This is a genomic window from Dyella sp. SG562, assembly GCF_011759495.1.
GTDB lineage: Bacteria > Pseudomonadota > Gammaproteobacteria > Xanthomonadales > Rhodanobacteraceae > Dyella_D > Dyella_D marensis.
Window position 1 is genome coordinate 53,134 of sequence record NZ_JAAOYS010000012.1, and the last position, 21,494, is coordinate 74,627.

Here is a 21,494-nt window from a genome sequence, read left to right on the forward strand (position 1 = left end):
CTGTTTAACTAGTGTTGTCTGACATAGAAAGGGCGCCCATGCTGGCGCCCTTCGGGACAACACGGAATAGCTCCTTAAGTCTCGTCGACCACAGGAGCCGTTGGGCCAACGGTTTTGGTTGCTTCGATCCCGCCATCCCTTGCACTAGTGGATGAATAGGTCTCACTGGTGCCGATGGGTTCTCCGTTGGCGGCCTTCAGCACGAAATAGGGGCTTCCGTCCCTCGCCGTGAGCCGGTTGTACCGCGCATCGTTAGGGGAGTTGACTCTAACGGATGCAATGCCTGCCTCTGCGCTTTGCTTCGTCGTGTAGCGTTCGCTGGTGATGAGCGTTTTATTGTTGGCGGCTTGCAGTACGAAGTCGTACTGAGTGCCCGAACGTCTCAAGAGATATCGACCTGCCATGGCACCCTCCCTGTTCACTGAGGCAACTCCGGCCCCGACCACCGAGACCGGTAGCGCTCGGCGAACGTATCAACTAATTCATCGGCGTTGGATAGGTCAGTTGTTCTATGGGGCGAGCTTGGATAGGTGACGGCTTAGCCCTTCTTGCGCTTGATCGTCACCACCTTGCCGCCGGCTCTTAAGCCAGCCAGGTAGTCAGCCCAAGCCTGCATCATCCGCTTACGCTCATCGAGATACTGGGCCGCGTGGGTGTAAGCCCCGCGGACCTTGTTGGACTCCGCGTGAGCTAGCTGGCGCTCGATGGCATCGGCATTCCAGCCCATCTCATTGAGCCTGGTGGCAGCCATGCTGCGGAAGCCGTGGCCGGTCATCTCGTCGTTGGCATAGCCAAGGCGCCGAAGGGCGGCATTGACTGTATTTTCTGACATGGGGCGGCTAGCAGTACGGACACCAGGAAACACGTAGTGCCCGTGGCCGGTGAGTCCGTGTAGCTCACGCAGGATCGCCACAGCTTCCTTGGAGAGAGGCACGAGGTGAGCGGCCTTCATCTTCATCCGCTCGCCAGGGATGCGCCACATAGCCTCGTCCAGATCGAACTCTGACCACTCAGCTTGCCGTAGCTCGCCGGGGCGCACGAAGACCAACGGGGCAAGCTTGAGGGCCGCTAGCGTTACCGGTTGGCCAGAGAAGCCCTCTATCGCTCGTAGAAGCTCGCCGATCTGCTTTGGGTCGGTGATGGTGGCCCGATGGGTTGGCTTCGGCGTGGCGAACAGCCTACGCAGGCTAGCGGTAATGTCGTTGTTTGCCCGACCTTCGAGAACAGCCCAGCGGAACACCTGGCCAGCGGTGATCTTCGACCGGCTCGCGGTCTCGTGCTTACCGGCGTCCTCCACCTTCTTGAGCACATCGCGCAGCTCGATAGCCGTAATCTCGGTAATGGGGCGCTGGCCGATATGGGGGAAGAGGTAGGTCTCCAAGCGCCAGCGATCTTTGGCAGCCGTAGTTTCCGCGGTGTCGCCCTTCGCTTCGCGATAGGCCATCCAGTCACGGGCCACGCGCTCGAAGGTGTCCGAGGCGATGGCCTCTGCTTGTACCCGGGCGGTCTTCTGAGCCTTTCGCAGCTCGCTAGGATCCTGCCCCTGGGCGAGAAGCTGGCGGGCCTCTCCGTGGCGCTGCCGCGCGTCCTGGAGCGATACGACGGGATAGGAGCCGAGCGCGAGCAACTTCTCTTTGCCGGCGACGCGGTATTTCCATCGCCATAGCTTCGAGCCGATAGGCTTCACCAGCAGGTAGAGGCCATTGCCCGCGGCGATCTTGTAGGGCTTGTCCTGTGGCTTCGCTTTGCGCAACGCAACGTCAGTGATCGGCTTAGCCATCTGGGGGTATCCCGTTCCAGCGCCTGGGGCTGAGTAGCCAGGATACCCCCAAAAATACCCCCAGAAGGGGCTGGATTCTATGAGACGTGATTGGACGTGCCTGGACGACAGGCATAAAAAAACCCGCAGATTTGCGGGCTTTTTTTGAGTTTTCTGGACTCTGCTGGACGCCCTGGGACATCCTCTTGGTACCGGTGAGAGGACTCGAACCTCCACTCTGTCGCCAGAAGCGGATTTTGAGTCCGCCGCGTCTACCATTCCGCCACACCGGCATTGCAAGCGAGTGATTATGCCGGCTTCAGTGGACCGGGTCGAGACCCAGCTGGCGGTCGGTGCGCTCGTAGCACTGGGTGGCGCCGACCACGGGCTTGAAGATGGCGCAGTGGGTCATGGGGCCGGAATAGATGTGCAGGCTTACGGCGACGGCGTCGTCGCTGGGGTTGCGGATGGTGTGGTACTCGTGCGGCGGGATCAGGCTGCCGGCGGAACCGGGGCCGGCCTGGATCGAGCCGACGGGCTGGAAGCGCCACTGGTCGTTCTCGCCGGCCAGGCGCTCGTACTGCACCACTTCCAGGGCGCCGCTCCAGACGCCTTCCACGCACCACATGCCGCAATGGTCGTGGATGGGGGTGCCCTGGCCGGGTCCCCAGGTCATGGCGACCACGCAGTAGTCGTGGTCCTCGCTGCGGTAGAGCTCGCGGCGGGCGTAGCGGCCTTCGATGGTTTCGAAGACGCAGTCGGGGAGCTTCACTTCCTGGCCGCGGATCAGCTGGCACAGGCTGTTGCGCAGGCTGTCGGTGATCTCGTGCGTGCTGGGCTTGCTGACGGCAGTGTCGATGGCGTCGATAAGCTTGCGACAGCCGGGGAATTCCACGGTAAGCATGTGATTCTCGGGAAAGGCGTTGCGACAGGGCCGATCTTACCAGCCCGGGGGCGGGGCGGCGTCCGGGGCGTTCAGAGACGGCCCAGGAAGCCCCCGATGGCCCGGCTGTAATTCTCGATATCGACCAGGAAGGCGTCGTGTCCCTGGGGCGAGTCCAGCGCCACGAATTCCACCTCGGCGCCGGCCGCCTCCAGCCCCTCGGCGATCTGCTCCTGCTGCTCCAGCGGGAACAAAATGTCGGTGCTGACGCCGATCACCAGGGCCTGCTCGACCTGGATGCGCTTCAGCCCCGCCTGGATGCTGCCTTCGCCGTATTCGGAGATATCGAACCAGTCGCTGGCGCGCGACAGGTACAGGTAACTGTTGGGATCGAAGGTGCGCACGAAGCGTTGCGCATGGCCTTGCAGATACGACTCCACCTGGAACTCGAAGCCGAAGGGATCGTCGTCGCGCTGCTCCGCGTCCAGGCGGATGCGCGCGAAGCGGCCGTTCCATTCCATCGCCGAGCGGTAGGTGATCACGCCCAGCTTGCGCGCGATGCTCATGCCCGTTTCCGGGAAATGCGCGTCGTCGTAATGGCCGTTGTTCCACTGCGGATCGAGCCGGATCGCCTCGCGCTGCAGCGAGCGGATGGCGATGGCGAACGGCTGCGCCTGCGGCGCGGTGTCCACGCTGATATGCGTGCGCACGCTGCCGGGGTGCAGCAGCATGTAGGCCAGCGCGCTCATGCCGCCCATCGAGCAGCCGACCAGGCAGGCGAGCTGCTCGATGCCCAGCGAAGCCACCGCGCCGTGCGCGGCGTTCGCCACGTCTTCCAGCGCCAGCTCGGGGAAACTCAGGCGATACGGCTCGCCCGTGGCCGGATCGATCGACGCCGGGCAGGTCGAACCCTTGTCGCTGCCCAGCGAATTCACGCAGATCACGAACCAGCGGTCCGTATCGATCGCCTTGCCCGGCCCGATCATCGCTTCCCACCAGCCCGGCGAGGGATCGATTTCGTTCGACGCCGCATGCGCGCTCGGCGACAGGCCGGTGAGGATCAGCAGCGCATTGTCGCGCGCCGCGCTCAGCCTGCCCCAGGTTTCGAAGGCCACGCGCGCGCCGTGCAGCTCGCCGCCGCGCTTCATGCGGAAGGGGGAGGGAAGACTGAAATACTGCCGCGCGTCCTGGCTCATCGGCGAACCTTGTCGATTTCGATCTTGATCGGCGCCTTGCTCGCCACCTCGACCACGCCGGCATCGCCTTCCAGGTCGCCGGTCTGCGCAATGGCCTGGCCGCTGCGGCTGATGCGCGCGCCGACGAACACGCGCGCGGCGGAAGAGAGCTTCAGCTGCGGCGTCATGCCCATCGCGTCGGTGAGCGTCACCGTGGCGGGCAGGGCGGCGGCGTCCAGCCGGGCCACCGCCAGCGGCATCGGCGGGCCTTGTTCGGCGCGGGCGTAGACGAACAGTGTCTCGCCCACTTTCACCTGATCCTTCAGCGCGGGCGCCAGCGTGACCTGCACTTGCAGCGCGGGGCCATCCGCCGCCACCGGCGTTCCCTGCGGCGCCGGCGGATGGCCCGTGCGCGTATCGGCCACGGCGATCTGTTCGGCCACGGCTTTCGCCACGGCGGAGCCGGGTTCCAGCATCGGCTGCAATTTGCGCCACGTAGTCGCGGCTTCCGCATAGCGGTCGTGCTGGAACTGGCTGATGCCGAGCAGCCACAGGCCGCGCTGGTTGTCCGGTTCCAGCTGCACGGCGCGTTCGAGCAGTTCGAGCGAGCGGCCTTCGATGCGGTGATCCTCGCGCACGATCGAATCCGACTCGGCCCAGCCCACCATCGCGGCGGTGTTGTCCGGCTGCAGGTTCAGCACCTGCTCGTACGCATCGCGCGCTTCGGCGGATTTGCGCAGGCTGGCGTAGGTCTGCGCCAGCAGCAGCCAGCCTTGGGCATCTTTCGGCTCGGCTTGCAGATGCGCCTGCAGTTCGGCCACGGCCTGCTCGATCGACATCGCCTCGGGCTGCTTCTGCACGCCGTTCAGCGCCACCGGCGTGCCGATCAGCAGATACAGGCCCACGGCGCCCAGCGGCAGCGCGAAGGCCACCAACAGGGCCAGCACGAAGACGCCGCGCGGGCGGCCCTGGCGGCGCCCCTGGCGGATCAGCGGCACCAGCAGCAGAGCGAGCGCCACGGCGATCATCGCCGCGGCGGCCAGGTAGAAAACGGGCTTCACCAATCGTCCCCTTCGTCGGTCGGGCTGCGCTCGTTCGCGCCGGTGCCGGCGGTGGCGGGCGCCTGCGCGCGGCTGCGCCGGCGGATGGTCACCACCACCACGGCGGCGCCGGCCAGCAGGATGGCCAGGGGGCCGAACCACAGCAGCAGCGTGCTGCCCTGCACCGGCGGGTCGTACAGCACGAAGTCGGAATAGCGGTCGACCAGGTACTGCTTGATCTCGGCGTCGCTCTTGCCCTGGCGCATCAGGTCGAACACCTGGTGGCGCAGGTCGCGCGCCAGGTCGGCGTTGGAGTCGGCGAGGTTTTCGTTCTGGCAGACCAGGCAGCGCAGTTCGCGCGTGAGGTGCTGGAAGCGCGTTTCCTCGGCGTGGTCCTTGAACGGCAGCGGGTCGATCGCCTGCGCGCTCAGCACGCCGCAGCACAGCGCCAAGACCAGCGCGAGGGCCAGAGCGAACGGCACGCGGCGCAGCGCGGCGCTCATGGCGCTTCCTTGCGCAGCGCGGCGATCGCGGGCTTCAGTTCGCGCTCGATCACCTCGGGCGTCAGCGGCCCGATGCGCTTGTAGCGGATCACGCCCCTGGCATCGACCAGGAAGGTTTCCGGCGCGCCATACACGCCGAAGTCGATGGCGGTGCGGCCTTCGCGGTCGGCGATGACCAGCCCGTAGGGATTGCCGTGGCGCGCCAGCCAGGCCTTGGCTTCGTCCGGCTCGTCCTTGTAGTTGTAGCCCACCAGCGGCACGCCGATGCGCTGGCCTTCGCTCATCAGCACCGGGTGCTCCTCGCCGCAGGCGACGCACCAGCTGGCGAACACGTTGATGAGGTAAGGCTTGCCGAGCATGGCCTCGCGCGTCACCGTCTGCGCCGGGTCGTCCAGCTTCGGCAGCGCATACGCCGGCGCGGGCTTGTTGATCAGCGGGGAGGGCACTTCGCGCTGGTCGTGGCGGGTGTTCCACCAGATGCCGAAACCGAACAGCGCCACCAGCAGCAAGAAGCCGAAGAACGGAACCAGCCGGCTCATGCGTGCGACTCCCGCACCGGCGCGGCGAGTGCCGCCTCGGCTTCGCGGCGCAGGCGGAAGCGCTTGTCCGCCGCGCTGAAGAATCCGCCCAGCATCATCAGCAGGCCGCCGGCCCAGATCCAGCGCACGAACGGCTTGTGATACAGGCGCAGCGCCCAGGCGCCTTCCGGATCATTGCGGTCCATCGGCTCGCCCAGCGCCACGTACAGGTCGCGCGTGACGCCCGCATCGATCGCCGATTCGGTCTGCACCTGGCCGCGCGTATAGGTGCGCTTCTGCGGATGCATCACCGCGATCTCGCGGCCGTTGCGCATGACGGTGACCGTGCCCTGGTCGCCCTGCCAGTTCGGGCCGTCGGCCACGTGTACGCCGTCGAAGCGGAAGTCGTAGCCGCCGATGCTCTGCGTCTGGCCCGGCGCCATGCGTACGTCGCGCTCCACGCTCAGCGCTTCGGTCAGCAGCACGCCGGCCAGGAACACGCCGACGCCGAAATGCGCCAGCAGCATGCCGGCCATCTCGGCCGGATAGCGGCGGCCGGCCGGCATCTCGCGCCAGCGCTTGATCACGTACAGCAGGGTGCCGACGCAGCACCACACGGCCGCCGCGGTACCGGCGATCGCCTTGAGCTCCCAGCCAGTGGCGAAGGCCGCGGCGATGGCGCAGGCCACGGCGGCCAGGCCTGCGCGCACGGCTACGTTCTTCAGCGGCGGCAGGCCGCCCTTGTCGCCCCAGCGCAGATACGGGCCGAACGGCAGCAGCAGCACGATCGGGATCATCAGCAGGGTGAACAGGAAACCGAAGTAGGGCGGGCCCACCGAAATCTTGCCCAGGTTCAGCGCATCGCCCAGCAGCGGGAACAGCGTGCCCAGCAGCACCATCGCGGCGGCCACGGTCAGCATCAGGTTGCCGATCAGGATCGCCGTTTCGCGCGACACCACGCCAAAAGGTTTTCCGCCGGCCACCTTCGGCGCACGCAGCGCGTACAGCAGCAGCGAGCCGCCGACCACCACGGCCAGGAAGCACAGGATGAACAGGCCGCGCTTCGGGTCCGAAGCAAACGCATGCACCGACGTAAGCACGCCCGAGCGCACCAGGAAGGTGCCCAGCAGCGACAGCGAGAAGGCGAAGATCGACAGCAGGATGGTCCACGCGCGCAAGGCGCCGCGCTTCTCGGTCACCGCCTGCGCATGGATCAGCGCCGCGCCGACCAGCCACGGCATGAAGCTGGCGTTCTCCACCGGATCCCAGAACCACCAGCCGCCCCAGCCCAGCTCCGCATAGGCCCACCAGCTGCCCGCCACGATGCCGGCGGAAAGAAAACCCCAGGCCACGTTCGTCCACGGCCGCGCCCAGCGCACCCAGGCCTGTTCCAGTTCGCCGCCGAGCAGGGCGGCGATGGAGAACGCGAACGCCACCGAGAAGCCGACGTAGCCCATGTACAGCACGGGCGGATGGAAGGTCATGCCCGGGTCCTGCAGCACCGGATTCAGGTCGCCGCCATCCGGCGGCATCGGCAGCAGGCGCTCGAACGGGTTGGAGGTGAAGACGATGAAGGCGAGAAAGCCCACCGCGACCAGGCCGAGCACGCCGAGCACGCGCGCCACGAAGACGTCCGGCAGCTTGCGGCTGAAGGCGGCCAGCGCCACCGTCCACAGGTTGAGGATGAAGATCCACAGCAGCAGCGAGCCTTCGTGCGCGCCCCACACCGCGGCCAGCCGGTAATACCAGGGCAGGGCGAGGTTGGAGTTGTCGGCGACGTAGCGCACCGAGAAATCGAAATGCAGGAAGGCCCAGCTCAGCACGCCGAAGGCCATTGCCACGAACACCGCCTGGCCGGCCGCGGCGGGACGCGCCACCGCCATCAGCGCGCCGTTGCCGCGCCAGGCGCCGAGCAGCGGCAGCACGCCCTGCGCCAGCGCCAGCAGCAAGGCGAGAATCAGCGCCAGTTGTCCCAGTTCCGGCGTCATCGCGGCTTGTCCTGCGCGGCGGCTTCGTTGATGGGCTTGCCCTGGTGCGCCTTGGCCATGGCGTCCTTCAGTTCCTTCGGCATGTAGGTCTCGTCGTGCTTGGCCAGCACTTCGGTGGCGATGAAGCGCGCGTTGTCCATATGGCCGCTGGCGATCACCGACTGATTGTCGCGGAACAGGTCGGGCAGGATGCCGTTGTATTCCACCGGCATCGCGCCGGTGGCGTCGATCACCGTGAAGGTCACCTTGAGCGAATCGGCGGCGCGCTGGATCGAGCCAGCCTTCACCATGCCGCCCAGGCGGAAGTTCTTGTACTGGCCGGCCTCGCCGGACTGCACCTGGCTGGGGGTGAACAGGTAGTTCATGTTCTGCTGCAGGGCGAACACCGTGAGGCCGATGGCCACGGTGGCGGCGGCCAGAACCAGGAGCACGATGGTGAGCCGGCGTTTGCGAGCGGGGTTCATGGGGCGGGGTTCATGGGGGTGGGATTCATGGAATAACTCTGCGTCGCCCAATCAGCGTAGGTGTCAGGACGACGGCGTCGGGTTGCGTTGCTGGCGCGCGCCCTGGCGCGCCAGGCGGGCGCGCAGTTCGCGCAGCTGGCGGCGCCGGCGGATGCCCGGCGCCAGGAAGTCGGCGATCAGGACGATGAAGAACACCGCATACGCCGGCCACACGTAGGCGGCATAGCCGCCCATGGCGAAGAACTGGCTCATCGGCCCGCCTCCGCTTCGGCGATCTGCCTGACCCAGTCCTTGCCGCTTTCCAGCGCCAGCAGGTCGGCGCGCACGCGGCCGAACAGGCTGGCGATGTAATAGAACTTGGTGGCGGCCATCATGGTGAGCAGCGGCCACAGCATGTCGCCGCTCATCTTCGAGGGGCCGAGGATGCGCACGGTGGAACCCTGGTGCAGGGTGTTCCACCAGTTCACCGAGAAATGCACGATCGGCACGTTGACGATGCCGATCAGGGCCAGGAAGGCCGCGGCGCGCGCGCCTTGCCGGCGATCCTCGAAGGCGTGGTACAGGCCGATCACGCCCAGGTACAGGAACAGCAGCACCAGCTCGGAAGTCAGGCGCGCGTCCCAGGTCCACCAGGTGCCCCACATCGGCTTGCCCCACAAGGAGCCGGTGACCAGGGTGACGAAGGTGAAGGCCGCGCCGATCGGCGCCGATTCCATCGCCACCACTTCGGCCAGCTTGATCCGCCACACCAGGGCGATGAACGAGGCCAGCGCCATTACGCCGTAGATGAAGAGGCTCATCCAGGCACTGGGCACGTGGATGAAGATGATGCGGTAGGCGTCGCCCTGCTGGTAATCGGCCGGCGCCAGCACCAGGCCGCCGTACAGCGCGGCGATGCCCAGCAGCAGCGCCAGCGCCAGCGCCCACGGCCGCAGGGTGCCGGCGAAGCGGTAGAAGATCGGCGGCGAGCCGAGCTTGTGCAGCCACAGCGGAATCCAGTTGGCCATGTGTCAGGCATCCAGGGCGATACGTAGGGCGGCGGCGCAGGCCAGCGGCGCGAGCACCAGGGCCATGGCCAGCGCGGCGCCCAGCCAGGCGACGGGAGCGAGCCAGGGCAACCCCTGTTGAGCCGCGGAAACCGCGCCGGCGGCGAAGATGACCACCGGCACGCAAAGCGGCAGCAGCATCAGCGCCAGGAGCATACCAGAGCGTCGTGTGCCGGCCGTCAGCGCCACCAGGATGGCGCCGAGCAGGCTGAGCAGCGGCGTGGCCAGCAGCAGCGCCAGCAGCAGCACGGACATCGCCGCGCCCGGCAGGTGCAGCATGCCGGCCAGCAGCGGGGCGATCACGATGAGCGGCAGGGCGGTGGTGATCCAGTGCGCCAGGATCTTCATGCCCAGCATCAGCGCCAGCGGCTGCGGCGCGAGCACCAGCTGTTCCAGCGAGCCGTCTTCGATATCGCCGCGGAACATCGCATCCAGCGCCAGCAGCATGGCCAGTAGCACGGTGACCAGCACCACGCCGCCGGCGATCCGCTGCAGCAGCGCTTCTTCCGGGCCCAGCGCGAACGGGAACAGGGTGGCGACGATCAGCGCGTACAGCACCGGCATGGCGATATCGCCGCGCCGGCGCCAGGCCAGTACCAGGTCGCGGCGCAGCACGGCGGCGCAGGCGGCGGCGAGCGGCGGGCGGCTCATGCGTGCATCCGGATGCGGCGCGGCGCGCCGTCCAGGAAGCTCACCGCGCCATGGCTGGTGACCAGGGCCGCGCCGCCGCGCGCGGCATGCTGCGCGAGCAGGCCGTTGACCAGCTCGATGCCGCTGCGGTCGAGGTTGGCGTAGGGCTCGTCGAGCAGCCACAGCGTGGCCGGCAGCAGCAGCAGGCGCACCAGCGCGGCGCGTTTCTTCTGGCCGGCGGAGAGGCGGCGCACGGGTTCGTCCTCGTAGCCGGCCAGGCCGATCTGGCGCAGCGCATCGGCGGGAGCCAGCCCGTCGCGGCGGCCGTACAGGCCGGCGGCCACGGCCAGGTTCTCGCGCGGGCTGAGGTCGCCCTTCAGGCCCAGGTGGTGGCCGAGGAACAGGATGTCGCCCAGGTGCGCGTCGCCCTGCCAGGGCTCGCCGCGCCAGAGCAGCTGGCCTTCGTCCACGTGCAGCAGGCCGGCCAGGATGCGCAGCAAGGTGGTCTTGCCGCTGCCGTTGTCGCCTTCGATCAGGGCGATCTCGCCGGCGCCGACGCTGAAGTCCAGCGGGCCGAACACGGGTTCGTCCTGGCGATGGAAGGCGAGCGCCCGCGCTTGCAGAAGCGCGGGCCGGGCGGGCGGGGCGGTCATCCGGGTGATTGTCCAAAAACGTCGATAAGGTTGTCCATGCGGCGCAACCGCGCTGGCGCGCGTGCGTCCGGGGCATGCACGTAGGCGTGCTGGCCGAAGCGACGGGCCAGCGCGTCCAGCGCGGCGGCGCCGGGGCCGCTGACGAACAGGCTGGCTTCGCGCCAGCCCGCGCCCGTACCGATACCGGCAAGGATTGCTGCAATGTCCGGCAGTTCGCGCAGCGCAGCCAGCAACGCCCGCTGCGCCTGGCGGTTCTGCTGGCGCGGCAGTGGCGACGAGGCGGGATTCCATGCCGTGATGAACCCCCACGGCCGCGCACCCGTCAGCGCGGCCAGCGCCGCCGGCAGCGGCCTGCCGATCCGGATCGAGGCCCAGCCGCCGCCCGCGAGCCGTACCCGGTAATCGGTGGCGAGGTAGGCGGCGAGCAGCCGCTCATCCATGCCGCAGGCTGGGCAGGGGCGGCAGGGTGGCTTGCAGGGCGGTGACGGCGGCGTCCAGGTCGACGCTGCGCGGGTCGGTCGAACCGCGCAGCAATTGCTGCAGCAATTGGTCCTGCGCGCGGCCGCGGTCGTAGGCATAGGCGTACGGCAGGTGGGTGAAGGTGACCATGCGGTAGCGCGCCATGAAATGCTGCGGTGCGCGCTCGGCCAGCAGCAGGCCGAGTTCGCGCTTGGCCAGGTAATGCGGGTCGGCCACCGAGTCGCGCATCTCGATGTAGTTCTCCAGCGCCATCGCGGCGATCGCGTTGGCATTGGGCTGGCGCACGCGCTGGAACTCGGCGAAGGCGTCGGCCACGTCGTGCGGCGCCTCGGCGAGCAGGGCGGCGAGTGCCACGGTGTCTTCGAAGCCGCAGTTCATGCCCTGGCCGTGGAACGGCACGATGGCGTGCGCGGCGTCGCCGATCAGCAGGGCGCGGCCGTCGAGATGCCAGCGGTCCAGGTACAGCGTGGACAGCGTGCCGACCGGATGGCTGCCGTAGTCCTCGGCGAAGTCGGGGATCAAGGGCAGCAGGTCGGGGAAGTCGTCGCGGAAGAACGCCTCCGCGGCGCCGGCATCAGCCACCGTGGCGAAGCTCGGATGCGCGCCCTGCGCCGGCAGGAACAAGGTCACGGTGAAGCTGCCCTCGGTATTGGGCAGGGCGATGCACATATAGCCGCCGCGCGGCCAGATATGCAGCGCATGCGGCTCCAGCGCGAACTGGTCGTGGCCGCCGCTGTCGCCGAGCAGGCTGGCCGGCAGCTGGCCGGCGGGCGGAATCTCCAGTTCCTTGTAGGCGTGGCCCAGCGGTTCGACGCGCTCGCCCAGCGGGCGGTACGCATGCATCGCGGCGCGCAGCGCGGAGCCGGCGCCGTCGGCGCCGATCAGCACGCCGGCGTCGATGCTGCGCTCGTTGCCCTGTTCGTCGGCCAGGCGCACGCGCCGCGCATCGAAATCCGCCGCCACCAGCGACTGCCCGAAATGGAAGCGCACGCCGGCGGCTTCGGCCGCATCCAGCAGCAGCATGTTCAGCGCGCCGCGCGAGACCGACCAGATCACCTCGCTGTCGTCCACGCCGTAGCGCTGCAGGCCGGAGCGGCCATCGCGGGTGTGCACCATGCGGCCGCGCATCATCACCGCGCGCGCCAGCACGTCGTCGGCCAGGCCGGCGGTGCGCAGCGCCTGCAGGCCGCGTTCGGCCAGGGCCAGGTTGATCGAGCGCCCGCCGACGAAACCCGCGCGGCGCGGATCGGGGCGCTTTTCGTAGACGTCGACCGGAAAACCGCGGCGGGCCAGCTGCTGGGCGAGCAGGGCGCCCACCAGGCCGCCGCCGATAAGGGTGATGGAAGGCTGCTGCGTCGACGCCATGGGCTGTTCCGTCGGTCGGATCGCGGGACTTTATCAGGCGTGCTTCAGAAGCTCATGAAATAGCCGCCGTTGACCGGCAGGTTGGCGCCGGTGATGTAGCCGGCGTCGTCCGCGGCGAGGAAGCACACCGCGCGGGCGATGTCGCCGGGCGAGCCGAGCCGGCCCACCGGGATGTCTTCGATGATCTGCGCGCGGATCTCGGCCGGCACCTTGGCCACCAGCGGCGTATCGCAATAGCCTGGCGACACCGTATTGACGGTAACGCCCTTGCGCGCCGTCTCGCGCGCCAGCGCCATGCCGAAGCCATGCACGCCGGCCTTGGCCGCGGCGTAGTTGGTCTGGCCGAACTGGCCGGTCTGGCCGTTCACCGAACTGAGGTTGACGATGCGGCCGAAGCCGCGCGCGCTCATGCCTTCGACCACGTTGCGGCACATGTTGAAGACGCCGTCGAGGTTCACCCGCATCAGCTCGTGCCATTGCTGCGGATCCATCTTGCGCAGCGTGGTGTCGCGGGTGATGCCGGCGGCGTTGACCAGCACGTCCACGCTGCCGTGGGCGGCTTCGACGCGCTGGATCAGCTCGTTGCAGCTGGCGAAGTCGCTGACGTCCACCGGCTCGAAGCGGATGGCGCCGTCGAGGTCGGCCAGTTCGGCCTGGAAGGCCTCCACGCGTTCGGCGCGGGCGGGCAGGTCGGCGGCGATCACCTGGCGGCCGGCCAGGGCCAGCTGGCGGCAGATTTCGGTGCCCAGGCCGCCGATGCCGCCTGTAACGATGGCGATACGAGTCATGTGGCGCTCACTCGATCATGCCGCACGGCAGCACGTGCTGTGCCGCAGCGGCTGTTGCAAGGAGAAGCGCCGGCGCCAGCGGGGCGCCGGCGCGGGAGAGGGGCGTGACTTACTTCTTGCCGGGGCCGGGCTTGGCCGGGTTGGAAGCCTGGCTGGCGGCGTCGAGCAGGCCGCTCTGCATGGACTTCCACGCGTCCATGTTGCGCTGGGTGAGGTCGTTGAGCATCGACCAGGGCGTCTGGCCCAGCAGGCTGTTGAGCTGGTTGCGGAACTGCTGCTGCTGGTCGAGGAAGACCTGCAGGCTGCGCTCCAGATAAGGACCCATGAAGCCCTGCAGCGAATCGCCGTAGAACCGGATGATCTGGCTCAGCAGCTGCGGCGAGAGCATCGGCTGGCCCTTTTCCTCGTGCTCGGAAATGATCTGCAGCAGCACGGAGCGGGTCAGGTCCTCGCCGGATTTGGCGTCGCGGACTTCGAAGGTTTCGCCGTCGAGGACGAGCTGACGGACTTCTTCCAGCGTGATGTAGCTGGAGATCTCCGTGTCGTACAAGCGACGGTTCGGATACTTCTTGATGATGCGGATCGTTTGTGCCATGCGGCGGAAACTACCAGAACGTATTGCGCCGCACCAGTCGCGCCCGGCACGGTTTTGCTGCACTTTTCCGGTGCAGCAAATTTGGATCGATCTTGCCCGGGCAGTGGTCTGCTAGTGCTCAATCAATGGTCTGCTAGTGGCCTGCCGCACCGCCCGCGCTGCCGAACGGCGGCCTGGCAAACCAGATCATCGGGATCAGCGCCAGGAACAGCAGCGCGCACAGCCAGAACACGTCGTTCACCGCCAGGGTCAGCGCTTCGCGCGTCAGCACCTGGTCGACCACGCCCAGCCCGCGCGTGCCTGAGAGACCGCCCTGGGCCAGTCCCTGCAGATACTGCGTGGCGGCCGGATGGGCCGGCGATACGTTCTCGGTGAGGATGGCGTGGTGGAATTCGCCGCGGTGCTGCCAGATCGTCACCGTCACCGCGGTCGACACGCTCGAACCCATGGTGCGGCAGAAATTGGCCAGGCCCGAGGCGCTGGCGATCTGGTCGCCCGGCAGGCCGGCCAGGTAGATCTGGTTGAGCGGAATGAAGAAGCAGGCGATGCCCGCGCCCATCACGAAGCGCGGCAGCACCAGGGTGGCGAACGAGGCGGAGCTGTCGAAGGTGGAAAACCACCACGAGGTGCCGGCGAAGATCAGGAACGCCGCCGTCACCACCATGCGCAAATCCATGCGGTTGATGTTGGCGCCGATCACCGGCGACATCAGGAACGCCAGGATGCCCACCGGCGCGGTGGCCAGGCCCGCCCACGTCGCCGTGTAGCCCAGCGTGGTCTGCAGCCACAGCGGGAACACCACGTTGATGCCGAAGAACGCCATCATGCCCAGCGACAGCGCGACCACGCCCACGGTGAAGTTGCGCCGCTTGAACAGCGACAGGTCCACCACCGGATGCCTGGCGTGCATCTCCCACACGATCAGGAACACGATGCAGACCAGGGCGGTGATGCCCAGCACGGTGATCAGGGTGGAGGAGAACCAGTCGTTGTCGTTGCCGTTGTCCAGCATGAACTGCAGGCAGCCCACGCCCACCACCAGCAGCACCAGGCCGACCAGGTCGATCGGGGTCTTGAAGGTCTTGGTCTCGCGCTTGTGCAGCAGGGCCCAGGTGATCACCGCCGCCAGCGCGCCCACCGGCACGTTGATGTAGAAGATCCACGGCCAGGAGAAATTGTCGGTCAGCCAGCCGCCCAGGATGGGGCCGAAGATCGGCGCCACCACCACGGTCATCGCCCACATCGCCAGCGCGATGCCTTGCTTGGCCTTCGGGTAGCTGGACAGCAGCAGGGTCAGCGACAGCGCCACCATCGGGCCGGAGCCGGCGCCCTGCAGCAGGCGCGCGATCACCAGCATCGGCATGCTGGTGGCCAGGCCGCACAGCATCGAGAACACCACGAACAGGCCGACCGAGGCGATAAAGGTCTTCACTTCGCCGAAGCGCCGCGCCAGCCAGCCGGTGAGCGGCTGCATGATCGCGCTGGCCAGCGCGTAGGAGCTGATCGTCCAGGTGCCTTCGCTGGAGCTCACGCCGAGGCTGCCGGCGATGTGCGGCACCGCGACGTTGACGATGGTCATGTCCAGCACCTCCATGAAGGTGCTGAACGCGACGGCGATGGTCAGCAGGACGAGCGCGCCGCCCTGCAGGGGTTTCAAGGGTGCGGCTTCGTCAGGCGTGGCGGCCATGGCTGGTCAGGACTCAGCGGCCGGCGCCGCGGCTGAGGTTGGCGCCGATGATCTTCTCGGCTTCCGCATCGGCCTGGTTGGCCATCTGGTCGTAGACCTTGGTTTCGGCGGTCGGCGTCTGCACCGGCGAGGCCGCTAGCACGGGGCCGCGGTCGTCGGTGATGTCCACCGTCACTTCGGTGGACAGGCCGATGCGCAGCGGATGCTTGTCCAGGTCCTGGTTGTCGATGGCGATGCGCACCGGCACGCGCTGCACCACCTTGATCCAGTTGCCGGTGGCGTTCTGCGCCGGCAGCAGCGAGAACACGCTGCCGGTGCCCGCGCCCAGGCCGACCACCTTGCCGTGGAATTCCACGCTGCCGCCGTAGACGTCGGCGGAGAAGTGCGCGTTCTGGCCGATATGGATGTGGCGCAGCTGGCTTTCCTTGAAGTTGGCGTCGATCCACAGGTCGTGCAGCGGCACCACGGTCATCAGCTGCTGGCCCGGCTGCACGCTGTTGCCCACCTGCACGCTGCGCTGGGCGACGTAGCCGGACACCGGCGCGAAGATCGCATTGCGCTGCGAGGCCACCCAGGCGGCGCGGAAGTTGGCGCGCGCCTGTTCGACCGCCGGGTTCTGCGCGATCTCGGTGCCTTCGATGGCCGCGTGCGACGCGCTGGCCTGGGCCACGGCGGCGTCGAGCGCGGTCTGCGCCTGCTCCACGCCGTCGCGCAGGTGCTGCACCACTTCGGGCGCTTCGGCGTGCTCGGCCAGCAGCGGCAGATGGCGCTGCAGGTCGGCCTGGGCCTTTTTCAGGTCCACCCGGCGCGCGGCCACGGCGGCGTCGGCGCTGGTGGCCGAGTCGGTCTGCTGGCGCACCTGGCGCACCGCCTGGGCCAGCGCGCTGCTGGCCTGGCGCAGGCGCACGTCGGCGTCGGTGCTGTCCAGGCGCACCAGCACCTGGCCGGCTTCGACGCGCTGGGTGTCGTCGGCGAGGATCGCCACCACGGTGCCGGGCACCTGGGCGGAGATCGCCACCTGGTTGCCGCCCACATAGGCGTTGTCGGTGGTCTCGCGCTTGGACAGCACCAGCAGCCACAGCAGGAACCAGCCCAGCCCCAGCACCACGAACACCAGCAGCACGATCAGCAGTGCGCGGCGCCGCTTCGGCGGGTCCTTCGCGGCCAGCCCGCTGTCGTTGACGTCTTTCTGCGTGGCGGCGGAATCAGTGGCGCTCATGATCGGCGTCTCCGGCGATAGCGGTCGATGGGGATGAAGTGGAAGAAGCGGAGGCGGGCTCGGCGGCGACGCGGTAGCCGCCGCCCAGGGCCTTGATCAGCGACAGGTCGGTGGACAGCGCCTGCGCCTGCAGGCTCAGCGCGTCGTCGCGCGTCTGCAGCAGCTGGCCCTGTGCGCCCAGCGATTCGCGCACATCGCGCACGCCCTGGCGTGCACGCGCCTGCGCGCTGGCCAGCAGGGTTTCGTTGGCGGCGATCTGCGCCGCCTGTTCCTTGCGCCGCGCGACCAGCTGCTGGGCGGTCAGGCTCTGCAGCGAGACGTCGCGCGCGGCCGCCAGCACGGTGCTGTTGTACTGCGCCACCGCGGCATCGAGCTGGGCCTTGCTGGCGCGGAAATTCGCCTGCAGCAGGCCGCTGTTGAAGATCGGCAGGTGCAGCGCGGGCGTCAGCGAGAACACGCGGCTGGAGGCGTTGAACATCTTGTCGAGGTCGATGCTGGAGAGTCCCGCCATCGCCGACAGGCTGATGTCGGGGAAGAACTCGGCGCGCGCCGCATCGGTCTGCTTCAGCGCGGCCTCGACCTGCCAGCGGCTGGCGGCGATGTCGGGGCGGCGCGCGATCAGGTCCATGCCGACGTTGGCGGGCAGGCCGCCGTCGATTGCCGGCAGGGCGCGCGGCGTCAGTGCCGGCAGCTCCGCCGGGGCGACGCCGAGCAGGCTGGCCAGCGCGGTCTGGCGGATCTTCGCCGAGCTTTCCAGCGCCACCAGCAGCTCGCGCGCGGAAGCCTGCTGGATGCGCGCCTTCTGCGCGTCGTCGGGCAGGTCCACGCCCTGGCGCACGCGAAGATCCTCGACGCGCACGTACTGGTTCTGCGTGTCGACCTGCTTGCGCGCCACCTCGATGCGCGCCTCGTCGGCGAGCCAGCCGAAGTAGGTGTCGGCCACCGCGTTCTGGATCGACAGCGCCGCGGCGCTGCGCTGCGCTGCGGCGGCGCGGGCCTGGTCGACGGCGGAATCGATCTGCGCGCGGCGCTTGCCCCACCAGTCGAAGTCGTACTGCGCCTGCACGCCCAGGTCGCCCTGGTTGTACCAGGTGAAGCCGAGGAACTTGGACGGAATCAGCCCGTTCTCGCTCATGCGCTGGCGCATGACCTGCGCGCTGCCGTTGACGCTGAGCCCGGCCTGCGCGGCGGCGATGCGGATCGACTGCTGCGCCGACTCCAGGCGCGACTGCGCCTGGGCCAGGTCGGGCGAGCCGCGCATGGCGCGCTCGATCAGGTCGTCCAGCTGCGGGTCCTGGTACTGGCGCCACCAGTCGGTTTCCGGCCAGCCGGCGCGGGCGGGCGCTTCCAGGCCGGCCAGCGGCACTTCGTCGCGCAACGCCGGGTGCTGCACCTTGGAGGGAATCGCGCAGCCGGCTAAGGCGACCACGATGGCGGCGACCAGGGCCGTGCGCGGGCGGAAGAACGGGCGCTTGGGAGGAATGGCGATCATGGATGGGAATCCGATCCGATGAGTTGATCGATATTGGCGGCCACCTTGCGCAGAAGCTGTTCGAGGGTCTTCTGCTCGGTGGCGCTGAGGCTGGCGAAAGCGCCGTGAATGCGCGGGAAAAGCGTGGGCAGCAGCTTGCGCACGAAGCGCCGGCCTTCCGGCGTGATGCTCAGTTCGACGCGGCGGCGGTCTTCGTCGCTGGCGGCGCGGGTGACGAAACCCTGCTTCACCAGCACGTTGGTGATGCGCGTCATATTGGTCGGGCTCTGCTGCGCGAAGCCGCACAGCTCGCTGGGCGAGGTGCTGCCGCCCGGAGCGGTGTAGACCATCATCAGCGTGCGGAAATCGCTGTCGCTCAGGCCGTGCGGCTTGAGGATGCGTTCGATTTCCTCGACCACCGCATTGCCGGTCATCAGCAGCATGCGCAGCAGCACGGCCTCGTGCACGGGCAGGCCGGGCACGCTTTCGCTGGCATGGTGGATGCCGGCGTTCATGCGGTCGATGCGGTCCAGTAGTCCGAACATTTCACCAGGAAATATTACTTCAATGAACTATTAGGCTAGCAGCGGTCCGCGACGGGCCGCAAGTGGGCTCAGCCGGGGCGGAACAAAGTCGCGGCGTTGGCGCTGGTGGCGGCCGCGATGTTTTCCGCGCTGTCGCCACGCAGTTCGGCGACCACGCGCAGCACTTCCACCAGATGCGCGGGCTCGTTGCGCTGCCTGCGGTGGCCGGCGCCGGGCTGGTCGGGCGCGTCGGTTTCCAGCAGCAGGTATTCGATCGGCATGCTCGCGACGATGCGGCGCAGGCGCTGCGCGCGCTCGTAGGTCACCGGGCCGCCGATGCCCAGGCAAAAGCCCAGCCGCCACAGCTGTTCGGCTTGTTGCTCGCTGCCGGCAAAGCTGTGCACCACGCCGCGCAGGCCGCCGATACGGCGCAGCGTGGAAGTGACTTCGTCCATCGCGCGGCGGGCATGCACGATCACCGGCAGGTCGAATTCGCGCGCCACGTGCAGCTGCTGTTCGAAGTAATCGCGCTGCCGTTCGCGGTCGAGTTCTTCCAGGAAATAGTCCAGGCCGATCTCGCCGACGGCCACGGCGGGGTGATCCTTCAGCCAGCGCGTCAGCTCGGCGACATGTTCGGGCCGGTGCTGTTCCAGATAGATCGGGTGCAGCCCATAGGCGGGCAGGGCCTGCGGGTAGTCGCGGCACAGCCGCTCGATGCCGGCCCAGGAATCGCGATGGATGGCGGGCACGACGACGCGGCGCACGCCCGCCTCGGCGGCGCGCTGCATCACATCGGCGCGATCCGGGTCGAAACTGCCGTCGTCCAGGTGTGCGTGGCTATCGGTTAGATCGATCACAGGAATGGATGGTCAACGGGGCTAGGATAGGGCGGCTCGGTCTAGCCAACATTCAGTTGACCGAGGGTTCAATGATTTCACTACGGATCGCCTTGAATGGCGCGGGGTGCGCCAGTGATCCATCCAGGAGAGCATTATGAGCAGGTTCGTCATTTCCGCGCTTAATCTGGGGCTCGGTGCCGTGCTCGCGGTGGGCCTCACGGCCTGTAACCGCGACGCGAACGCCGATGGCGGCGTGGGTGGCACGGCGGCGTCGCAGTCGGCGGCCGCGGGTCCCAAGTACGCCCGTGTGGTCAGCGTCACGCCGGTGCGCGACCAGGCCAGCGCGCCGCAGCAGGTCTGCCACGATGAAGTGGTCACGCAGCGCGCGCCGGTCAAGGATCAGCACCAGATCGCCGGCACCGCCATCGGCGCCGTGGCCGGCGGCCTGCTCGGCAATCAGGTCGGCGGCGGCAAGGGCCGCACGCTGGCGACGGTGGCCGGCGCGATCGGCGGCGGCTATGCCGGTCACGAGATCCAGAAGAACCGCCAGGAGAACAACACTGTCTCCAGCACGCAGCGCCGCTGCACCACCGTGGCCGGCAAGGGCGGCGACAAGATCATCGGCTACGACGTGGCCTACGAGTACAACGGCGTGACCCGCACGATCCGCATGGACCACGATCCGGGCGACCGCGTGCAGGTGCAGGAAGGTGTGGTCGCCGTCTCCGACGCCGCTCATTGATCTTGCTTTCTTGAGGAGGACCTCGCCATGAACACGACGCTCAGCAAACGCCTCGCCACGGCGGCTCTTGCCGGCTGCTTCGCCCTGCTGGCGGCCTGCGCCACGCCGCCACCGCGTTCCGGCGGCTATTACGGCGGCAACGGCGGCGGCTACAACGACGGGGGCTACCGCTCCAGCCGTTGCGACCAGTGCGGCACGGTCGAGGACGTGCGCGTGGTGAACGTGGACAAGCAGGCCTCGCCGCTGGGCATGGTCATCGGCGCGGTCGCCGGTGGCCTGCTCGGCAACACCGTGGGCAAGGGCAATGGCCGCACCGCCGCGACCGTGGTCGGCGCGGTGGCCGGCGGCGCCGTCGGCAACGAAGTGGGCAAGCGCAACGGCGGTCCGGACCAGGCCTTCCAGGTTTCGATCCGCCTCGACGATGGCCGCTATGCCACGGTGACCCAGGCCGACGACCCGCAGATCCGCCAGGGCGACTACGTGGAAATCCGCAACAACCGCGTGTACCGCCGCTGACGTATAGACGTCTGGACGTCCAAACGAGAAAGGCCCTCGAATTCGAGGGCCTTTTTTTATTGCTTGGGTTTCGGTTTCAGTTAACGGCGTAGAACGCGTGGTCGCCGATCTTGCGTACCACCCGGCTGGTGCTCCATGCCGGCGCCACCGCAGTGGTGGCGAAGTGGTCGGCATGCGGAACGTAGACCATCCGCTCGCCCATCGGCAGATTCCAATTGACGATGGAATCGCCGGCGATCTTCCACGCTTTGCCCCAGGCATTGAGATCGGTCACTTCGAACGTGCTGGCCGTGGTGGTGGTGGCGAACTGCCGTGGCGCATTGACCACTTCGCACACGTTCTTGCCCCAGGTGCCGCGGTCGCGGCGGCGGAGCGCTACTTCGGCCACGGCGAACTGGCCGATGGTCGACTCGCTGCGGGCTTCGAGATACACCGTCGTCGCCAGGCAGGTCTGGTCGGCGAGGGGTTGGGGCAGCACGGACGCAAGCCACAACAGCATGGAAAGTTTCATTCTGCCTCCAACGTGCTGTACGCGCCGGTCCGGTGCTGCTGGACAGGAACGCCGTTGCGATGGACGGGCGGGCAGGCCGTTCCATCTGGATTGAACAC

The 21,494-nt window shown here is 68.1% G+C and carries 25 protein-coding genes and 1 tRNA gene; 2 read left to right on the plus strand and 24 right to left on the minus strand.

Annotation, left to right across the window (positions count from 1 at the left end; all coding sequences use genetic code 11):
- Positions 1–74: 74 nt before the first annotated feature.
- The 23 genes from FHW84_RS18900 to FHW84_RS19010 all read right to left on the minus strand — a co-directional run bounded on the left by FHW84_RS18900 (position 75) and on the right by FHW84_RS19010 (position 19,642).
- Complete coding sequence (locus FHW84_RS18900; RefSeq protein ID WP_167257544.1) at positions 75–404, minus strand: YegP family protein; 330 nt, start codon at positions 402–404, stop codon at positions 75–77.
- A gap of 134 nt (positions 405–538) precedes the next feature.
- Entirely contained in the window at positions 539–1,780 is a 1,242-nt protein-coding gene (locus FHW84_RS18905) for a tyrosine-type recombinase/integrase (RefSeq protein ID WP_167257545.1), read from the minus strand.
- A gap of 186 nt (positions 1,781–1,966) precedes the next feature.
- Positions 1,967–2,052 (minus strand) — tRNA-Leu (locus FHW84_RS18910).
- 26 nt (positions 2,053–2,078) lie between these two features.
- Positions 2,079–2,663, minus strand: coding sequence for a cysteine dioxygenase family protein (locus FHW84_RS18915; protein ID WP_167257546.1), 585 nt, complete (start codon positions 2,661–2,663; stop codon positions 2,079–2,081).
- 71 nt (positions 2,664–2,734) lie between these two features.
- The gene (locus FHW84_RS18920) at positions 2,735–3,838 is read right to left on the minus strand and encodes a homoserine O-acetyltransferase (RefSeq protein ID WP_167257547.1); all 1,104 of its coding nucleotides are present in this window, start codon (positions 3,836–3,838) and stop codon (positions 2,735–2,737) included.
- Entirely contained in the window at positions 3,835–4,878 is a 1,044-nt protein-coding gene (locus FHW84_RS18925; protein ID WP_167257548.1) for a tetratricopeptide repeat protein, read from the minus strand. Before FHW84_RS18925 ends, FHW84_RS18920 begins: the two co-directional genes overlap by 4 nt.
- Positions 4,875–5,360, minus strand: coding sequence for a cytochrome c-type biogenesis protein (locus tag FHW84_RS18930; protein WP_167257549.1), 486 nt, complete (start codon positions 5,358–5,360; stop codon positions 4,875–4,877). The genes FHW84_RS18925 and FHW84_RS18930 overlap by 4 nt, the downstream gene beginning before the upstream one ends.
- Entirely contained in the window at positions 5,357–5,899 is a 543-nt protein-coding gene (locus FHW84_RS18935) for a DsbE family thiol:disulfide interchange protein (RefSeq protein ID WP_167257550.1), read from the minus strand. The genes FHW84_RS18930 and FHW84_RS18935 overlap by 4 nt, the downstream gene beginning before the upstream one ends.
- On the minus strand, positions 5,896–7,866 hold the full coding sequence (locus FHW84_RS18940) for a heme lyase CcmF/NrfE family subunit (protein WP_167257551.1): 1,971 nt from the start codon (positions 7,864–7,866) through the stop codon (positions 5,896–5,898). Before FHW84_RS18940 ends, FHW84_RS18935 begins: the two co-directional genes overlap by 4 nt.
- Entirely contained in the window at positions 7,863–8,330 is a 468-nt protein-coding gene (gene ccmE / locus FHW84_RS18945) for a cytochrome c maturation protein CcmE (RefSeq protein WP_167257552.1), read from the minus strand. Before ccmE ends, FHW84_RS18940 begins: the two co-directional genes overlap by 4 nt.
- 63 nt (positions 8,331–8,393) lie before the next feature.
- A complete protein-coding gene (gene ccmD, locus FHW84_RS18950) occupies positions 8,394–8,582 on the minus strand; it encodes a heme exporter protein CcmD (RefSeq protein ID WP_167257553.1) in 189 nt (62 codons plus the stop codon).
- A complete protein-coding gene (locus tag FHW84_RS18955) occupies positions 8,579–9,337 on the minus strand; it encodes a heme ABC transporter permease (protein WP_167257554.1) in 759 nt (252 codons plus the stop codon). Before FHW84_RS18955 ends, ccmD begins: the two co-directional genes overlap by 4 nt.
- A 3-nt stretch (positions 9,338–9,340) precedes the next feature.
- Positions 9,341–10,027 (minus strand): heme exporter protein CcmB, encoded by a 687-nt coding sequence (gene ccmB / locus FHW84_RS18960; protein ID WP_167257555.1) that lies wholly within the window; start codon positions 10,025–10,027, stop codon positions 9,341–9,343.
- The gene (gene ccmA / locus FHW84_RS18965; protein WP_167257556.1) at positions 10,024–10,659 is read right to left on the minus strand and encodes a cytochrome c biogenesis heme-transporting ATPase CcmA; all 636 of its coding nucleotides are present in this window, start codon (positions 10,657–10,659) and stop codon (positions 10,024–10,026) included. The genes ccmB and ccmA overlap by 4 nt, the downstream gene beginning before the upstream one ends.
- A complete protein-coding gene (locus FHW84_RS18970) occupies positions 10,656–11,099 on the minus strand; it encodes a DUF3293 domain-containing protein (protein WP_167257557.1) in 444 nt (147 codons plus the stop codon). The genes ccmA and FHW84_RS18970 overlap by 4 nt, the downstream gene beginning before the upstream one ends.
- A complete protein-coding gene (locus tag FHW84_RS18975) occupies positions 11,092–12,504 on the minus strand; it encodes an NAD(P)/FAD-dependent oxidoreductase (RefSeq protein WP_167257558.1) in 1,413 nt (470 codons plus the stop codon). Before FHW84_RS18975 ends, FHW84_RS18970 begins: the two co-directional genes overlap by 8 nt.
- A 44-nt stretch (positions 12,505–12,548) precedes the next feature.
- A complete protein-coding gene (gene phbB / locus FHW84_RS18980; RefSeq protein ID WP_167257559.1) occupies positions 12,549–13,292 on the minus strand; it encodes an acetoacetyl-CoA reductase in 744 nt (247 codons plus the stop codon).
- A gap of 109 nt (positions 13,293–13,401) precedes the next feature.
- Positions 13,402–13,887, minus strand: coding sequence for a polyhydroxyalkanoate synthesis repressor PhaR (gene phaR, locus FHW84_RS18985; RefSeq protein WP_167257560.1), 486 nt, complete (start codon positions 13,885–13,887; stop codon positions 13,402–13,404).
- A 133-nt stretch (positions 13,888–14,020) separates the two neighbouring features.
- The gene (locus tag FHW84_RS18990) at positions 14,021–15,574 is read right to left on the minus strand and encodes a DHA2 family efflux MFS transporter permease subunit (protein ID WP_167257561.1); all 1,554 of its coding nucleotides are present in this window, start codon (positions 15,572–15,574) and stop codon (positions 14,021–14,023) included.
- Positions 15,575–15,587: 13 nt separating this feature from the next.
- Positions 15,588–16,793 (minus strand): efflux RND transporter periplasmic adaptor subunit, encoded by a 1,206-nt coding sequence (locus tag FHW84_RS18995; protein ID WP_167257562.1) that lies wholly within the window; start codon positions 16,791–16,793, stop codon positions 15,588–15,590.
- Entirely contained in the window at positions 16,780–18,285 is a 1,506-nt protein-coding gene (locus FHW84_RS19000; protein WP_167257563.1) for an efflux transporter outer membrane subunit, read from the minus strand. The genes FHW84_RS18995 and FHW84_RS19000 overlap by 14 nt, the downstream gene beginning before the upstream one ends.
- Positions 18,282–18,809 (minus strand): MarR family transcriptional regulator, encoded by a 528-nt coding sequence (locus FHW84_RS19005; RefSeq protein ID WP_243868200.1) that lies wholly within the window; start codon positions 18,807–18,809, stop codon positions 18,282–18,284. Before FHW84_RS19005 ends, FHW84_RS19000 begins: the two co-directional genes overlap by 4 nt.
- 68 nt (positions 18,810–18,877) lie before the next feature.
- A complete protein-coding gene (locus FHW84_RS19010; protein ID WP_167257625.1) occupies positions 18,878–19,642 on the minus strand; it encodes a TatD family hydrolase in 765 nt (254 codons plus the stop codon).
- A 139-nt stretch (positions 19,643–19,781) separates the two neighbouring features.
- Here FHW84_RS19010 and FHW84_RS19015 point away from each other — a divergent pair, with 139 nt between their 5' ends.
- Together FHW84_RS19015 and FHW84_RS19020 are read left to right on the plus strand one after the other, a co-directional pair.
- Entirely contained in the window at positions 19,782–20,369 is a 588-nt protein-coding gene (locus FHW84_RS19015) for a glycine zipper 2TM domain-containing protein (protein WP_167257564.1), read from the plus strand.
- Positions 20,370–20,396: 27 nt separating this feature from the next.
- A complete protein-coding gene (locus FHW84_RS19020; RefSeq protein ID WP_167257565.1) occupies positions 20,397–20,885 on the plus strand; it encodes a glycine zipper 2TM domain-containing protein in 489 nt (162 codons plus the stop codon).
- Positions 20,886–20,961: 76 nt separating this feature from the next.
- Here the strand turns inward: FHW84_RS19020 and FHW84_RS19025 are convergent, their stop codons facing one another.
- Positions 20,962–21,396, minus strand: coding sequence for a cell wall hydrolase (locus FHW84_RS19025; protein ID WP_243868201.1), 435 nt, complete (start codon positions 21,394–21,396; stop codon positions 20,962–20,964).
- Between the last annotated feature and the right edge of the window lie 98 nt (positions 21,397–21,494).

Coding starts and splice junctions, on each gene's coding strand:
- FHW84_RS18995 (WP_167257562.1), bottom strand. CDS start 16,793: ATGAGCGCCACTGATTCCGCCGCCACGCAGAAAGACGTCAACGACAGC.
- FHW84_RS19015 (WP_167257564.1), top strand. CDS start 19,782: ATGAGCAGGTTCGTCATTTCCGCGCTTAATCTGGGGCTCGGTGCCGTG.
- ccmE (WP_167257552.1), bottom strand. CDS start 8,330: ATGAACCCCGCTCGCAAACGCCGGCTCACCATCGTGCTCCTGGTTCTG.
- FHW84_RS18905 (WP_167257545.1), bottom strand. CDS start 1,780: ATGGCTAAGCCGATCACTGACGTTGCGTTGCGCAAAGCGAAGCCACAG.
- phbB (WP_167257559.1), bottom strand. CDS start 13,292: ATGACTCGTATCGCCATCGTTACAGGCGGCATCGGCGGCCTGGGCACC.
- FHW84_RS19025 (WP_243868201.1), bottom strand. CDS start 21,396: ATGAAACTTTCCATGCTGTTGTGGCTTGCGTCCGTGCTGCCCCAACCC.
- ccmA (WP_167257556.1), bottom strand. CDS start 10,659: ATGACCGCCCCGCCCGCCCGGCCCGCGCTTCTGCAAGCGCGGGCGCTC.
- FHW84_RS18935 (WP_167257550.1), bottom strand. CDS start 5,899: ATGAGCCGGCTGGTTCCGTTCTTCGGCTTCTTGCTGCTGGTGGCGCTG.
- FHW84_RS18915 (WP_167257546.1), bottom strand. CDS start 2,663: ATGCTTACCGTGGAATTCCCCGGCTGTCGCAAGCTTATCGACGCCATC.
- ccmB (WP_167257555.1), bottom strand. CDS start 10,027: ATGAGCCGCCCGCCGCTCGCCGCCGCCTGCGCCGCCGTGCTGCGCCGC.
- FHW84_RS18940 (WP_167257551.1), bottom strand. CDS start 7,866: ATGACGCCGGAACTGGGACAACTGGCGCTGATTCTCGCCTTGCTGCTG.
- FHW84_RS19005 (WP_243868200.1), bottom strand. CDS start 18,809: ATGTTCGGACTACTGGACCGCATCGACCGCATGAACGCCGGCATCCAC.
- phaR (WP_167257560.1), bottom strand. CDS start 13,887: ATGGCACAAACGATCCGCATCATCAAGAAGTATCCGAACCGTCGCTTG.
- FHW84_RS18955 (WP_167257554.1), bottom strand. CDS start 9,337: ATGGCCAACTGGATTCCGCTGTGGCTGCACAAGCTCGGCTCGCCGCCG.
- FHW84_RS18990 (WP_167257561.1), bottom strand. CDS start 15,574: ATGGCCGCCACGCCTGACGAAGCCGCACCCTTGAAACCCCTGCAGGGC.
- ccmD (WP_167257553.1), bottom strand. CDS start 8,582: ATGAGCCAGTTCTTCGCCATGGGCGGCTATGCCGCCTACGTGTGGCCG.
- FHW84_RS18975 (WP_167257558.1), bottom strand. CDS start 12,504: ATGGCGTCGACGCAGCAGCCTTCCATCACCCTTATCGGCGGCGGCCTG.
- FHW84_RS18920 (WP_167257547.1), bottom strand. CDS start 3,838: ATGAGCCAGGACGCGCGGCAGTATTTCAGTCTTCCCTCCCCCTTCCGC.
- FHW84_RS18930 (WP_167257549.1), bottom strand. CDS start 5,360: ATGAGCGCCGCGCTGCGCCGCGTGCCGTTCGCTCTGGCCCTCGCGCTG.
- FHW84_RS18970 (WP_167257557.1), bottom strand. CDS start 11,099: ATGGATGAGCGGCTGCTCGCCGCCTACCTCGCCACCGATTACCGGGTA.
- FHW84_RS19020 (WP_167257565.1), top strand. CDS start 20,397: ATGAACACGACGCTCAGCAAACGCCTCGCCACGGCGGCTCTTGCCGGC.
- FHW84_RS18900 (WP_167257544.1), bottom strand. CDS start 404: ATGGCAGGTCGATATCTCTTGAGACGTTCGGGCACTCAGTACGACTTC.
- FHW84_RS19000 (WP_167257563.1), bottom strand. CDS start 18,285: ATGATCGCCATTCCTCCCAAGCGCCCGTTCTTCCGCCCGCGCACGGCC.